This window comes from Streptomyces sp. NPDC000880 (assembly GCF_053599675.1).
The window spans coordinates 1-13,462 of sequence record NZ_JBSFMS010000028.1 but is presented as its reverse complement, the minus strand read 5'-3'; the positions used below and the strand labels follow the sequence as shown (position 1 = coordinate 13,462).

Annotated in this window: 11 protein-coding genes; 6 read left to right on the top strand and 5 right to left on the bottom strand. The window is 72.3% G+C overall.

Features of this window, described 5'->3' with window-relative positions; genetic code table 11:
* Positions 1-21 precede the first annotated feature (21 nt).
* The 4 genes from ACWDO5_RS12350 to ACWDO5_RS12335 are packed head-to-tail and all read right to left on the bottom strand — an operon-like array spanning position 22 to position 4,689.
* Positions 22-2,679 (bottom strand): FtsX-like permease family protein, encoded by a 2,658-nt coding sequence (locus tag ACWDO5_RS12350; protein ID WP_450530249.1) that lies wholly within the window; start codon positions 2,677-2,679, stop codon positions 22-24.
* Positions 2,676-3,386, bottom strand: coding sequence for an ABC transporter ATP-binding protein (locus ACWDO5_RS12345; RefSeq protein ID WP_450530248.1), 711 nt, complete (start codon positions 3,384-3,386; stop codon positions 2,676-2,678). Before ACWDO5_RS12345 ends, ACWDO5_RS12350 begins: the two co-directional genes overlap by 4 nt.
* A complete protein-coding gene (locus ACWDO5_RS12340) occupies positions 3,383-4,081 on the bottom strand; it encodes an ABC transporter ATP-binding protein (RefSeq protein WP_450530247.1) in 699 nt (232 codons plus the stop codon). The genes ACWDO5_RS12345 and ACWDO5_RS12340 overlap by 4 nt, the downstream gene beginning before the upstream one ends.
* Positions 4,081-4,689: a hypothetical protein gene (locus ACWDO5_RS12335; RefSeq protein WP_450530246.1), complete on the bottom strand. Its 609-nt coding sequence runs from the start codon at positions 4,687-4,689 to the stop codon at positions 4,081-4,083. Before ACWDO5_RS12335 ends, ACWDO5_RS12340 begins: the two co-directional genes overlap by 1 nt.
* Positions 4,690-4,849: 160 nt before the next feature.
* Between ACWDO5_RS12335 and ACWDO5_RS12330 the strand changes: the two genes are divergently transcribed.
* Entirely contained in the window at positions 4,850-6,136 is a 1,287-nt protein-coding gene (locus tag ACWDO5_RS12330) for a sensor histidine kinase (RefSeq protein WP_450530245.1), read from the top strand.
* A 107-nt stretch (positions 6,137-6,243) separates the two neighbouring features.
* On the opposite strand, the gene ACWDO5_RS12325 is transcribed toward ACWDO5_RS12330, so the two are convergent.
* Entirely contained in the window at positions 6,244-7,101 is an 858-nt protein-coding gene (locus tag ACWDO5_RS12325; protein WP_450530244.1) for a LysR family transcriptional regulator, read from the bottom strand.
* A 116-nt stretch (positions 7,102-7,217) separates the two neighbouring features.
* Here ACWDO5_RS12325 and ACWDO5_RS12320 point away from each other — a divergent pair, with 116 nt between their 5' ends.
* The 5 genes from ACWDO5_RS12320 to ACWDO5_RS12300 all read left to right on the top strand — a co-directional run.
* Positions 7,218-8,147, top strand: coding sequence for an EamA family transporter (locus tag ACWDO5_RS12320; RefSeq protein ID WP_450530243.1), 930 nt, complete (start codon positions 7,218-7,220; stop codon positions 8,145-8,147).
* A gap of 94 nt (positions 8,148-8,241) precedes the next feature.
* Positions 8,242-9,072 carry a TIGR03084 family metal-binding protein gene (locus ACWDO5_RS12315; protein ID WP_450530242.1) on the top strand — a complete coding sequence of 277 codons (831 nt, stop codon included), beginning with the start codon at positions 8,242-8,244 and terminating at the stop codon, positions 9,070-9,072.
* Complete coding sequence (locus ACWDO5_RS12310) at positions 9,069-10,790, top strand: acyclic terpene utilization AtuA family protein (RefSeq protein WP_450530241.1); 1,722 nt, start codon at positions 9,069-9,071, stop codon at positions 10,788-10,790. The genes ACWDO5_RS12315 and ACWDO5_RS12310 overlap by 4 nt, the downstream gene beginning before the upstream one ends.
* A complete protein-coding gene (locus tag ACWDO5_RS12305) occupies positions 10,787-12,394 on the top strand; it encodes an acyl-CoA carboxylase subunit beta (RefSeq protein ID WP_450530240.1) in 1,608 nt (535 codons plus the stop codon). Before ACWDO5_RS12310 ends, ACWDO5_RS12305 begins: the two co-directional genes overlap by 4 nt.
* 10 nt (positions 12,395-12,404) lie before the next feature.
* Positions 12,405-13,462, top strand: a 1,058-nt coding sequence (locus ACWDO5_RS12300; protein ID WP_450530239.1) for an ATP-binding protein, incomplete at its 3' end; no start/stop codon positions are given.

The window sequence follows — 13,462 nt, the reverse complement described above, 5'->3', positions numbered from 1 at the left end:
CCCCGGCCGATCTGTTGGCCGTCACAGTTCGCGGAGTTCCTCGACGGCCGGGCGGGAGGAACGGCGGGCGGCGTTCACGGCCGCGGCGGCGATCGCCACGACGGCGGCCGCGACAGTGAGATCGAGGTAGGGCCACGGCACGGCGATGGTGGATGGCGGTGGGTCGAAGACGCCGGTCAGGACCTTGACCAGCATCTCGGACAGGGCCCAGCCGATGAGGGCGCCGCCGGCCAGGCCGCCGGCCGTCATGACCGCCGCCTCGCTCAGGACCAGTCCCCGCAGCTGGCGCCGGGTGGCGCCCAGGACAGTGGTGATGGCGAAGGTGCGGCGCCGCTCGGCCAGGCCCAGGGCCAGGACGATGCCACCTGCCGCGGCGGCCAGCAGGACCGCGAAGCCCAGTTCGATGCGGGTGAGTCCGGCCAGGTCCACCGAGGTGAGGCTGGAGCCGACCGTGGAGCGGGACCGGGTGACGTCGGTGACGGTCGCGGTGGTGGCCAGCCGGTGGCGCAGCTGGGTGGCGACGGTCTTCTGGTGGGTGCCGCCGGTGTTGATCAGGAACGCGCCGATCGCGTTGCTGCCGGTGGTCTTGGCGACGTAACCGGCGTTGGCGATGAAGAAGCTGTCCTTGGGTGCGGTGGGGAACTCCTTGACGATGCCCGCGTAGTGGAAGGGGACGGTGTGCAGGGCCTTCGTGCGGCTGTCCTGCAGCCGCAGATTGAGGGTGTCTCCGGGGGAGAGCTGGAAGTCCTTGACGGTCTCCTCGCTGACCAGAAGGGAGTCGGGGCGGGCGGCGAGCTTGGCCATGAGGGCCTTGGCGGTGCCGCCGGCGAAGTAGGCGTCCTGCAGGGAGGTGGCGGAGGTGATGGTGGAGGGCTGGACTCCGTACAGGTCCTGCAGGTCGGCTCCGACGTAGGCGAAGCGGTGCTGGACGGGTTCGACGTGCCGCACACCAGCCACCTTCAGGGAGCGGCCCGCGTCCGGGCCGACGCTGACGCCGGGTGACTCGGTGACCGTGACATCGGCGCCGTTGGTGAGCTGCGCGTCGACCTCGGCCTGCTGCTTGTAGGTGGCGTTGAACGTTGCGGTCGATGCGGCGAAGGAGACGGCGAGCGCGAGGAGCACGATGGAGCGGGCCAGGGGGCGGCGCTGGCGGGACATGCTTGCCGCTGTCGTGCCGGCGAGCGTCCCGGTGAGCGGCCGCGCCAGGCGGGCCAGGGGCCGCCGTCCGTGGGCCAGGACCAGGGTGGCCAGCCGCCACAGCAGCAGGGCGGAGCCGAACCAGAGCAGGGCCGGTCCCAAGAATGCCCAGTACGACACCGAGATGCTCGGCACCCCCTCCGGAGCCAGCACCAGGGCGTACTGGTTGCCGCTGGACGCTCTGAAGACCAGCAGCGAAGCGACCAGCAGGATGAAGTCCACGCCGAACCGCATCCACCACGGGGATCGGACGCGGCCCACGACCCGGCGGGCCTGGGCAACCGTGCCCGTCCGCAGATCGCGCAGCGCGGGCACCAGGACGGCGCCGGCCGCGACAGCCAGCCCCAGGGCCAGGGCGAGAGCGAACCAGCCGCCCGCCGAGGCCCCACTTGCGCCGAACGAGGCGGTGCCGAACGAGGCCCGGCCCGCCAGTGCGGCGATGCCCAACCCGAGCAGACCGCCGGCCACGCCGACCACGCCCGCCTCCGCGGCGGCCATGCCGGCGACCTGGCGGGGCCGCAGCCCCCGGGTGCGCAGCAGCGCCTGCTCGCGGCGCCTGCGGCTGGCTCCGGCGCCGGCCACCGCGGCGGTCAGCAGGGCGGCGAGGACCGCGCCGGGCACGCCGAGGAACAGGAACAGGATCTGGGCGTACAGCGAGTCCTGGCGTGCTGCGTCGAGGGCGGCGCCGAGGTTGTCGCCGACCACCCCGCCGCCGGAGGTGCTTGCCTCCAGGTTGTGGGCGGCCGCGGTGACGGAGGTGTAGGCGGCGGCAGGGTCGGCGGGCAGGGGTGCGTTGCGGGCGATGTGGATCTGGGTGGTGACGGCGGCCGGGTCGACGGCCCTGACCGGCGCGGTCAGCGTGTTGAACACGGGTGAGGGGAGCAGCAGGACGTTGTCGGGCGGGGCGGCGGGCTGGGACTGGGGCGGGGCGCCGACCTTCTGGAACAGCGAGTCGGCCTGCGGCAGGTCGACCACTCCGGCCACCTTCACCTTCGCCGGCTTAGCGCCGGGCAGGTTGACCGTGACCGTGTCACCGGGGGCGACGTGCAGGTTCGCCGCGGTCTGCTGGGCGATCAGAGCGCCGGAGGTGGCGCCGGTGAGTTGGCGGATCTCGCCGGGGAACGTTGCCCGGTAGGTGTCGGACACGCCCAGGACGACACCCGGGCCGGTGGTCTGTGTGGTGCCCGCGCTGGTGGCCTGGAAGCCGGTGCTGTGGGCCAATCCGACGCTCTGGGCGCTCTGAACGCCGTTCGCGGCCCGGGCGGCCGCAAGGACCGTGGCCGGTTCGGTGCCCGGCTGGACCTCGACCTGCCAGTCCACCGCCACCGACCGCACCGCGCGGGTGGTCATCGTGGACTTCGACGCGGTCAGGAACGAGCCGAGGGACGCCACCAGGGCCACCGCGAGGGCGATGCCGAGCGCGGTGGCGATCAGCCGCCCTGTGCGCCGGCGGAGCATGCCGCCGACCCATGTGGTGATCATCGTGTGTCTCCCTGGCTTGTCGCTGCCGTGGACCGATGGTGTGGATCCGTCGTGGGGAGCAGGCGGCCCTCGTGCATCTCCCAGTGCTCGTCAAGGCGCCACGCGACGAGGGGGTCGTGGGTGGTCACCACCAGCGCGGCGCGGATCTCGTCGGCGGCGGTCAGGAGCACGTCGATGATGTGCTGGCCGGTGGCCCTGTCCAGCTGCCCGGTGGGTTCGTCGGCCAGGACAAGGCGAGGTGCCAGGGCAAGGACGCGGGCGATGGCCACACGCTGGGCCTGGCCGCCGGACAGCTCCTCGGGCAATTTGTTCGCCAGGTCGGCGGCTCCGACCAGGGCGAGGGAGTCCAGTGCCCGGCGCTTTGCCCGGTCTTCGGGTATACCGGCCAGGACCAGCGGCAGCCCGGCGTTCTCCGCCACGTCCAGGGCCGGGATCAGGCTGGGCCCCTGGAAGACGACCCCCACCTGGCCCGCCACGGGCCCTTGGGTGAGGCCGGGCCAGGTCACCTGGCCGGTGGTGGGCTGCTCGAGTGAGGCCATCAGGTGCAGCAGGGTGGACTTGCCGGAACCGGAGGGCCCGGTGACCGCGATCCGGTCACCGGCGCGGACCTGGCAGGTCGCGCCGTGCACCGCTACGACGGCGGCCGGTCCCTGGCCGTAGGTGCGGGCCGCGTCCTGGCAGTGGACGAGCACTTCCTGGGCACTCATGACGGGATCCTTCCGTCGCGCAAGGTGATGACGCGGTCGGCGATTTTGACGGCTTCGGGGCTGTGAGTGACGACCAGCACCCCGCGGCCCGCTTCCGCGCGGGTGCGCAGCAGCGAGAGGATCCGCTGCTCGGTGGCGCCGTCCAGTTCACCGGTCGGCTCATCCGCGAGGAGGATGTCCGGGTCGTTGGCCAGGGCGACGGCCAGTCCCGCGCGGGCCAGTTCGCCGCCGGACAGTTCCTGGGGCAGGGCGCGGGCCCGGTGCGCGAGCCCGACCTGGTCCAGCAGCTCGGCGATGGACTGCTTGCTCTTGTGGCCGGCGGCGGTGCGGGCCAGGCGGATGTTGGCGCTGACATCCAGGTGAGCGATGAGGTTGCCGGACTGCAGCAGGACACCGATCCGGCGGGCGCGGACGCGGGCCCGCTCGGCTTCGGGCCGGTGACTGATCCGCTCCCCGCCGACGTGTACGACGCCGCCGTCGGGTTCGTCCAGCCCGGCCAGGCAGGCCAGCAGGGTGGACTTGCCCGACCCGGACGGGCCGATGACGGCGACGGTCTCCCCGCGCCGCACCTGAAGTGCGACCCCGCGCAGCGCCAGGGTCTCCTCCTCGCCCGCCCTGAAGAACCGGTACAGGTCCCGCGCCTGGAGCGCGTCGGTGTCCGTGTGCTGCTGGGGCGGCGTGTCGGTGGTGGTCATCACTGCCACCGGAGCGAGTCGGTGACGATGCGCCAGGGGTCAACGTTGTCGGCGCCGACCGGGCCGGACAGCGTCAGGTCGACCTCGCGGCCGTTCTGGTGGAAGGAGTACCGCTCGAAGGCGTCGTGGACAACCTTGCCTGTCACCGGGTCCGGGGCGCCGTCGCCCTGATAGGTGAGCAGGACAGCCGGCCCGGCCTGGCGGGAAACGGTGGAGACCTTCCCCATCGAGAACTTGGGCACCTGCCGTTGCAGAACGGGCACCACGTTCGAGGTCACCGACTGGGGGGCGGGGGCTGTCGAGGCGTTGACGGAGGCGATCTCGATCCGGTTCAGCTTGTCCGTGAAGGTGATCGAATTGCCGGTGGTGGTGCGGGCCCACCCTTCGGGGACCTTGATCGTGAAGCCGCCCCCGGTCGGCTGGTAGGCGACATACGCCTGGTTGTCGGGGATGTCGCCGGCAGGATTGGCTTCCGTCGGCGCCGGTTTGGCGCTGGAAGCGCTCGTGCTGCCGGTGCCCGGTGCGGAACTGCTGCCGTTGCTGCATCCCGTCACCAACCCTCCGGTCAGCGCGAGGGCGGCAATCGAAGGAACAAGAGTGCGTCGCATGATCGTTGTGCCCTTCACGAGTGAGGCTGGCCCCCATGCCTGCGACGCTAGGCAGCAGCCGGTTAACAACCGGCCCGCTGACGGTTAGACGACGGCAAAACCGTGCACCAGGTGCTGCGGTCCGCACCGTTCGGGTGCCCTGCGCGGTCATCATGGGCAAATGAGACAGCGTGTGGCCCGCGTGGCCCTGGTGGCCGTCCTGGTGGCCCTTGTCCTGCTCGCCGTGCCGCTCGCCGTGGTGATCCGGGCGTCGTTCTTCGACGACGAACGCGGCGAACTGGTGCGTGACGCCATGGCCGCCGCCGTACGCGTGAGCCCGCAATTCGTTGCCGGCGACCCGGTCGAACTACCCCGCGGGCAACCTGAGGGGCAACTGGGCGTCTACGACGAGGCGCTGCGCCTGCGTGACGGAACCGGCCCGGGCACGGCCGACACCGCCACCCGCCGCGCCACCGACGGCATCGTGGTGCAGCAGCAGACGGGCAGCGAACTGGTCGTCGCGGTTCCCGTTTCCAACGACGAACGCGTCATCGGCGTGGTCCGTGCCTCGGCCAGCACCCAGAGCGTGTGGAACCGCGTCCTGCTGGCCTGGGGTGTCCTGCTGGGCGTGGCCCTGGTCGCGCTCGGTGCCGCCATCCTCGTCGCCCGCCGCCAGGCCCGCGCCCTGACCGCCCCCCTGGAGGCACTCTCCCGCACCTCCCGAGCCATCGCGGACGGCGACCTGACCGCAAGCGCCGCCACCTGCGGCATCGCCGAGATCGACCAGGTGGCCCGCGCCCACAACGCGATGGTCCAGCGCCTGGCACATCTGCTGCAGCACGAGAGGCACTTCACCGCCAACGCCTCCCACCAGCTCCGCACCCCCCTCACCGGCCTGCAACTCGGCCTGGAAACAGCCTTGACCAGACCCGGCACAGACCTTCGTGTCACCGTCGAAGAGGCACTGGAGCGGTCCCACCATCTCCAGCGCACCATCGATGAGGTCCTCCAGCTGGCCATAGCCGAACCCGTCACGTTCGCCGGCGCCACCTTCCAGCCCGTCGGTGAACTCGTAGAGCGTGCTGAACACCGCTGGCACGGCTCCCTCGCCCAGGACGGCCGCCGTATCGAAGTCACCCTCGACCCCGCAACCGCAACCCTGCTCGTCCCCGGCCGCACCACTGAGCAGATCCTCGACATCCTCCTCGACAACGCCCACCAGCACGGCCGCGGAAGCGTCAGGATGACCCTGCGCGACATCGGAGGAGCCCTCGCTCTCGACATCGCCGACGAAGGAACCCTCACCCTCGCCCCGAAGAGCCTCTTCGAGCGAGGCACCACCACCGGGCCCGGGGAGGGGATCGGACTGTCCCTCGCCGCAGACCTGGCCGAAGCCATCGGGGGCCGGCTCAGCCTGACCCAGGCGGAACCGACGAGGTTCACCCTGCTGCTGCCGCACACGGGGTAACCCCTGTGCGGCAGCAGCAGCAACCCTCGACCGGGCCGCGAACGTACGTCAGCAGCTGGGTGGCTGACGGCGCGAGGGGTGCAGTGGTCACGGGTGGCGATACGAGGTCAGTTCGCCGCCGCCACCTCCCGTGCCAGCGCAGCCAGTTGAGGGATCGCCGGATGCATTGCCGTCTGGCGCCAGGCCAGCAGGACCGCAACCGGTGGCGCGTCCGACAGCGGGCGGTACGCGACGCCCGGGTGCGGGTGCATCTGGGCCGTGGAGGCAACGGAGGCGCCCGCACCCCGGCCCGCCGCGATCGCTGTCAGCCAGTCGTCCGTGTTCGCCACCGTGAGCACCCTCGTGGGACGGGACTCCGGTGGCCAGAGGTCCAGCGTCGTCAGGCCGGAGACCGTGTTCAGGACCACCGGTCCCGCCGTCAGGTCCGCGAGTGCCAATGAAGTGCGCGCTGCCAGGGGTCCGTCCGACGTCACCGCCGCCACCCGGGGCTCCGTGAAGAGGAGCTCGGTGACCAGGCCGGGGGTGTCCACCGGGCCGCGCAGGACCGCCACGTCGACCTCGCCGCGGGCGAGGCCGGCGGTGCGGTCGTCGATGCGCAGGAGTTCCAGCGGGGTGTCCGGGTGCTCGCGCTGCCAGCGGCGCAGCAGTGGGGTGGTGTACGGGCCGAGGGCGGACCAGGCGTGGCCGAGCCGCAGCGGCCGGCGGCGCAGCCGGCCCGTGTCCAGGGCCTCGTCGAAGGCGGCGACCGCTGCCGCCGCCTTGTCGCGGAAGACCAGGCCCTCCTCGGTGAGGGCGAGATGATGGGTGGAGCGGTCCACCAGCCGGGTGCCGAGGTGCTTTTCCAGCGCGGCCAGCGACCGGGAGACCGCGGGCTGGGTGAGGTGCAGCCGGGCCGCCGCCCTGGTCACGCTGGACTCCTCCGCGATGGCGAGGAAGCAGCGGAGGTGGCGTAGCTCGATGCTCATGCGCCTGGAGCATAACGGCAGCCCAGTCCGCATTTCACGCGGCGCCCGAAGACCCGTAGCGTGGAGGGCGTCGGCCGAAAGGCGTATCGGCCGAGAGGCCTAAAGGGAGGTTTCCGGTGGACGAGCGTCGCGACACCGTCGTCGCCAACGAGCCGGAAGCCGCCGTCGCCCTGGAGGGTGCCGCCCCTGCGCCGGGCTCCCGCGGCAGCCTCGGGCCCGTCGCGCTCGTCGTCGCCGGTGCGCTTTCCGTCCAGTTCGGCGCGGCCGTCGCCGTGCTGCTCATGCCGCGCGCCGGAGCCCTCGGCGTCGTCACCCTCCGGCTCGTCCTCGCCGCGCTCGTCCTGCTCGTCGTCTGCCGGCCGGGGCTCCGCGGGCACTCGCGCGCCGACTGGCGCACCGTCGTCGCCTTCGGCGCTGCCATGGCCGCCATGAACGTCCTCTTCTATCAGGCCGTCGACCGCATTCCGCTCGGCGCGGCGGTCACCTTGGAGGTCCTCGGGCCGCTCGTGCTCTCGGTGGTCGTCTCGCGGCGGCTGGTCAACCTCGTCTGGGCGGGCCTCGCCCTCGCCGGCGTGGTCCTGCTCAGCGGCGGCGGCTTCGACCGGCTCGACCCCGTGGGTGCGCTCTTCGCGCTCTCCGCGGGCGCGATGTGGGCCACGTACATCGTCTTCAGCGCCCGCACCGGGCGGCGGTTCCCGCAGGCCGACGGGCTCGCGCTGGCCATGGCGGTCGGGGCCGTGCTGAGCCTGCCGTTCGGGATCGCCGAGGCCGGGTCGAAGCTGATCGTGCCGTCCACGCTGGGGCTCGGCCTCGCCGTCGCGCTGATGTCGTCCGTCCTGCCGTACACCCTGGAGCTGCTCGCGCTGCGCCGGCTGCCCGCCCCCACCTTCGCGGTGCTGATGAGCCTGGAGCCGGCTATCGCGGCGACGGCTGGGTTCCTCGTACTGCATCAAGCCCTTTCTGTGCTCGATGCGTTGGCGATCGCGCTGGTCATCGCGGCGAGCATGGGTGCGGTACGGACCCAGGTGGCCAGAAAGGCTCCCTGAAAGGCGTAAAATCCAAAGCAAGCATGCTTGCTTGTTTTGCTGGGCGCTGTCATGCTCCGGGACACACAACGTCGTGTCCTTAAGGGAGCGCACCGTGTCCGACCCGGCCGTCGTGCTCGACGACTTGCGCAGCGAAAGCGATGAACTCGACCGGCTGGTCGGGGAGTTGGACGACGAGCGGTGGGCGCGCGCGACGCCCGCGCCCGGCTGGACCATCGCCCACCAGATCGCCCACCTCGCCTGGACGGACACCGCCGCCCTGCTCGCGGTCACCGACCCCCGGTCCTTCGTCGCCGACCTGGAGGAGGCCGCCGCCACCGGGGCGGACGCCGCCGGCTTCGTCGACGAGGGCGCGGCGGCGATCGTCGCGTCCCTGTCGCACGCCGAGCTGCTGTCCAGGTGGCGGGAGCGGCGCGAGGAGCTGCACCAAGCGCTGCGGGCCCAGCCCTCCGGCGTCAAGCTGCCCTGGTACGGGCCGCCGATGAGCGCCACATCGATGGCGACCGCACGGCTGATGGAGACCTGGGCGCACGGCCAGGACATCGCGGACGCGCTCGGAGCCGTACGCGAACCGACCGCGCGTTTGCGGCACGTCGCGTACATCGGGATCCGGGCGCGCGACTTCGCCTTCAGGGTGCGCGGGCTGACGCCGCCTGCCGAGCCGTTCCGGGTCGAGCTGACCGGACCCGGTGGGGAGCTCTGGACGTACGGACCCGAGGACGCCGCTGGGGTCCCCCCTGCCGAAGGCCGGGGGAGGGTCACCGGGCCCGCCCTCGACTTCTGCCTGCTGGTGACCCAGCGGGCGCACCGCGCCGACCTCGCCGTACGGGCCGAGGGCGCCGACGCCGACCGGTGGCTGGACATCGCGCAGGCCTTCGCCGGTCCCGCGGGTCCCGGCCGCGCGCCGAAGGGGGCCCGCCCGTGACCGAGCCGCTGCGTATCGGGAACGCCTCCGGCTTCTACGGCGACCGCTTCGACGCCGTGCGCGAGATGCTCACCGGCGGTCCCCTCTCCGTGCTGACCGGGGACTATCTCGCCGAGCTGACCATGCTCATCCTCGGCCGGGACCGGCAGAAGGACCCACGCCTCGGCTACGCCAAGACCTTCCTGGGGCAGCTGGAGGAGGGCCTCGGGCTGGCCCACGAGCGCGGTGTGAAGATCGTCGCCAACGCGGGCGGGCTCAACCCGGCGGGCCTCGCCGACGCCGTGCGGGAGCTCGCGGACCGCGTCGGCGTACCCGTCAAGGTCGCCCACGTCGAGGGCGACGACCTCGCCGCCCGCTTCCCCGACGCCCTCGCCGCCAACGCCTACCTCGGCGGCGCCGGCATCGCCGAGTGCCTGCGCGCCGGCGCCGATGTCGTCGTCACCGGCCGGGTGACCGACGCGGCCCTGGTCACCGGCCCCGCGGCCGCGCACTTCGGGTGGGGCCCCGAGGACTACGACGCGCTCGCCGGTGCGGTCGTCGCCGGACACGTGCTGGAGTGCGGCACGCAGGCCACCGGCGGCAACTACGCGTTCTTCAACGGGCACGACGTACGCCGACCCGGCTTCCCCCTTGCCGAGATCCACGCCGACGGGACATCCGTCATCACCAAGCACGACGGCACCGGCGGCCTGGTCGACATCGGCACGGTCACCGCACAGCTGCTGTACGAGACCGGGGGCGCGCGGTACGCGGGACCCGACGTCACCGCGCGCCTCGACACCGTACGGCTGGCGCAGGAGGGCCACGACCGGGTGCGGATCTCCGGCGTACGCGGCGAAGCCCCCCCGCCCACCCTGAAAGTCGGCCTCAACCGGATCGGCGGCTGGCGCAACGAGGTCGTTTTCGTGCTGACCGGACTCGACATCGAGGCCAAGGCGCGTCTGGTGCGGGACCAGTTGGAGGACACCCTCGGCAAGCACCGTCCGGCCGACGTGCGGTGGGAGCTGGCACGCACCGAGCGGCCCGACGGCGACACCGAGGAGCGGGCGAGCGCGTATCTGCGCCTCGTCGTGCGCGACAGCGACCCGGACAGGGTCGGGCGTGCGGTGAGCGGCGCGGCGATCGAGCTGGCGCTCGGCAGCTACCCGGGCTTCCATGTGACGGCCCCGCCGGGGAAGGGCGCGCCGTACGGGGTCTTCGAGGCCGCGTACGTCGACGCGGCCGAGGTTCCGCATACGGCCGTACTGCCGGACGGCGAGCGAAGCGAGATGGGGGTCCCCCCGGCCGAAGGCCGCGGGAGGGCCGCGGTGCCGGCTCCCGTACGTACGAAGGAAGTTGAGCCTGTCGACAGCGGGCCCGAGCTGCCGGATGCGCTGCCGGACGGGCCTCGTCGGTCCGCGCCCCTCGGTCTGGTCGCCGGCGCCCGCAGCGGCGACAAGGGCGCCGACGCCAACGTCGGGGTGTGGGCGCGTTCCGACGACGCGTGGCGCTGGCTCGCCCACGAGCTGACCGTGGACCGCTTCCGCGCGCTGCTCCCGGAGACTGCCGGGCTCGGAGTCGTACGCCACGTCCTGCCGAATCTGCGCGCCCTGAACTTCGTCGTCGAAGGCATCCTCGGCGAAGGCGTCGCCGCGCAGGCCCGGTTCGACCCGCAGGCCAAGGCGCTCGGCGAGTGGCTCCGTTCGCGCTACGTCGACATCCCGGAGGTTGTGCTGTGACCGTGTTCGCCTCGACCGTCGACCCCGCCGGCCCCGAATTCGCCGCCCGCCGCGAGGCCATGCTCGGCAGGCTCGCCGAGCTGGACGCCGAGCACGCCAAGGCGCTGGCGGGCGGCGGCGAGAAGTACGTCGCACGGCACCGGGGGCGCGGCAAGCTCCTCGCTCGCGAGCGCATCGAGTTGCTCCTCGACCCGGACACGCCCTTCCTGGAGCTGTCCCCGCTCGCCGCGTGGGGCAGCGACTATCCGGTCGGCGCGTCGATGGTCACCGGCGTCGGCGTGGTGGAGGGCGTCGAGTGCCTGATCACGGCCAACGACCCGACCGTGCGGGGCGGGGCGTCCAACCCCTGGACGCTGAAGAAGGCCCTGCGCGCCAATGAGATCGCGTACGCCAACCGGCTGCCCTGTATCTCACTTGTGGAGTCCGGCGGCGCGGATCTGCCGTCCCAGAAGGAGATCTTCATCCCCGGCGGGGCGCTCTTCAGGGACCTCACCCGGCTGTCGGCGGCCGGGATTCCGACGATCGCGGTGGTCTTCGGGAACTCGACGGCGGGCGGGGCGTACGTACCCGGGATGTCCGACCACACCATCATGATCAAGGAGCGGTCGAAGGTCTTCCTCGGCGGACCGCCGCTGGTGAAGATGGCGACGGGCGAGGAGAGCGACGACGAGTCGCTCGGCGGCGCGGAGATGCACGCGCGTACGTCGGGCCTCGCCGACTACTTCGCTCTCGACGAGGCGGACGCGCTGCGGCAGGCGCGGCGGGTGGTCGCGCGCCTCAACTGGCGCAAGGCGCACGCCGATCCATTGCCCGGCGAGCCGCCCAAGTACGACGAGGAGGAACTCCTCGGGATCGTGCCCGAGGACCTGCGCACCCCCTTCGACCCGCGCGAGGTCGTCGCGCGGATCGTCGACGGCTCGGACTTCGACGAGTTCAAGCCGCTGTACGGGGCGAGCCTGGTGACCGGGTGGGCACGGCTGCACGGCTACCCGGTGGGGGTGCTGGCCAACGCGCAGGGTGTGCTGTTCAGCGAGGAGTCCCAGAAGGCGGCGCAGTTCATCCAGCTCGCCAATCAGCGGGATGTGCCGCTCGTCTTCCTGCACAACACCACCGGCTACATGGTCGGCAAGGAGTACGAGCAGGGCGGCATCATCAAGCACGGCGCGATGATGATCAACGCGGTGTCGAACTCGCGGGTCCCGCATCTGTCGGTGCTGATGGGGGCGTCGTACGGGGCGGGGCACTACGGGATGTGCGGTCGGGCGTACGACCCGAGGTTCCTCTTCGCGTGGCCGAGCGCGAAGTCGGCGGTGATGGGCCCGCAGCAGCTGGCGGGCGTGCTCTCGATCGTCGCCCGGGCGTCGGCGGCGGCGAGGGGGCAGCCATACGACGACAAGGCAGCGGAGGCGGACGCGGGGCTGCGCGCCATGGTCGAGCAGCAGATCGAGTCCGAATCCCTGCCGACGTTCCTCTCGGGGCGGCTGTACGACGACGGGGTCATCGACCCGCGCGATACGCGGACGGTGCTGGGGCTGTGCCTGTCCGCGATCCACACGGCACCGGTCGAGGGCGCGCGCGGCGGCTTCGGCGTCTTCCGGATGTGAGGGCTTGACGATGATCACTTCTGTCGTTGTCGCGAACCGGGGCGAGATCGCGTGCCGGGTCTTCCGTACCTGCCGTGAGCTGGGCATCTCGACGGTCGCGGTGTACTCCGACGCGGACGCGTCGGCGCTGCACGTCCGGGAGGCGGACGCGGCGGTACGGCTGCCGGGGGCGGCGCCGGCGGACACGTATCTGCGCGGCGACCTGATCGTGAAGGCGGCGCTCGCGGCGGGCGCGGACGCGGTGCATCCGGGGTACGGCTTCCTGTCCGAGAACGCGGAGTTCGCGCGGGCGGTGACGGACGCGGGGCTGGTGTGGGTCGGCCCGCCGCCGGAGGCGATCGAGGCGATGGCGTCCAAGACGCGGGCAAAGCAACTGATGGGCGGCGCGCCGCTGGACCCGTCGGCGGTGACGGACGCGGACCTGCCGCTGCTGGTGAAGGCGGTGGCGGGGGGCGGTGGCCGTGGCATGCGGGTCGTCCGCGAACTGGCGTCACTGGCCGGTGAGTTGGAGGCGGCCCGGTCGGAGGCGGCGTCGGCTTTCGGCGACGGTGAGGTGTTCCTGGAGCCGTACATCGAGCGTGGCCGCCATGTGGAAGTGCAGGTGCTGGCGGACGCGTACGGCACGGTGTGGGCGCTGGGCACCCGCGACTGCTCGCTCCAGCGCCGCCACCAGAAGGTGATCGAGGAGTCCCCGGCCCCGGGCCTGCCCGACGCGCTGGTCGCGACGCTGCACGAGTCGGCGGTGACGGCGGCGCGGGCGGTGGGCTACCGGGGCGCGGGAACGGTGGAGTTCCTGATCTCCCCGCAGGGCGGGGCCCACTTCCTGGAGATGAACACCCGCCTCCAGGTGGAACACCCGGTCACGGAGGCGGTGTTCGGCATCGACCTGGTGGCGCTGCAACTGCAAGTGGCGGAGGGCGATGCGCTGCCACCGGGCCCGCCGGTGGAGCGGGGGCACGCGGTGGAGGCGAGGCGAGCACGGCGGCGATGGACATCACCTTGGCGGTGGAGCCCGGTTCGTACGCGTCCTGGAGTGCGGCGTTGCCCATGGCGGCCGAGTTGGCCTGG

Coding starts and splice junctions, on each gene's coding strand:
- ACWDO5_RS12350 (WP_450530249.1), bottom strand. CDS start 2,679: ATGATCACCACATGGGTCGGCGGCATGCTCCGCCGGCGCACAGGGCGG.
- ACWDO5_RS12345 (WP_450530248.1), bottom strand. CDS start 3,386: ATGAGTGCCCAGGAAGTGCTCGTCCACTGCCAGGACGCGGCCCGCACC.
- ACWDO5_RS12340 (WP_450530247.1), bottom strand. CDS start 4,081: ATGACCACCACCGACACGCCGCCCCAGCAGCACACGGACACCGACGCG.
- ACWDO5_RS12335 (WP_450530246.1), bottom strand. CDS start 4,689: ATGCGACGCACTCTTGTTCCTTCGATTGCCGCCCTCGCGCTGACCGGA.
- ACWDO5_RS12330 (WP_450530245.1), top strand. CDS start 4,850: ATGAGACAGCGTGTGGCCCGCGTGGCCCTGGTGGCCGTCCTGGTGGCC.
- ACWDO5_RS12325 (WP_450530244.1), bottom strand. CDS start 7,101: ATGAGCATCGAGCTACGCCACCTCCGCTGCTTCCTCGCCATCGCGGAG.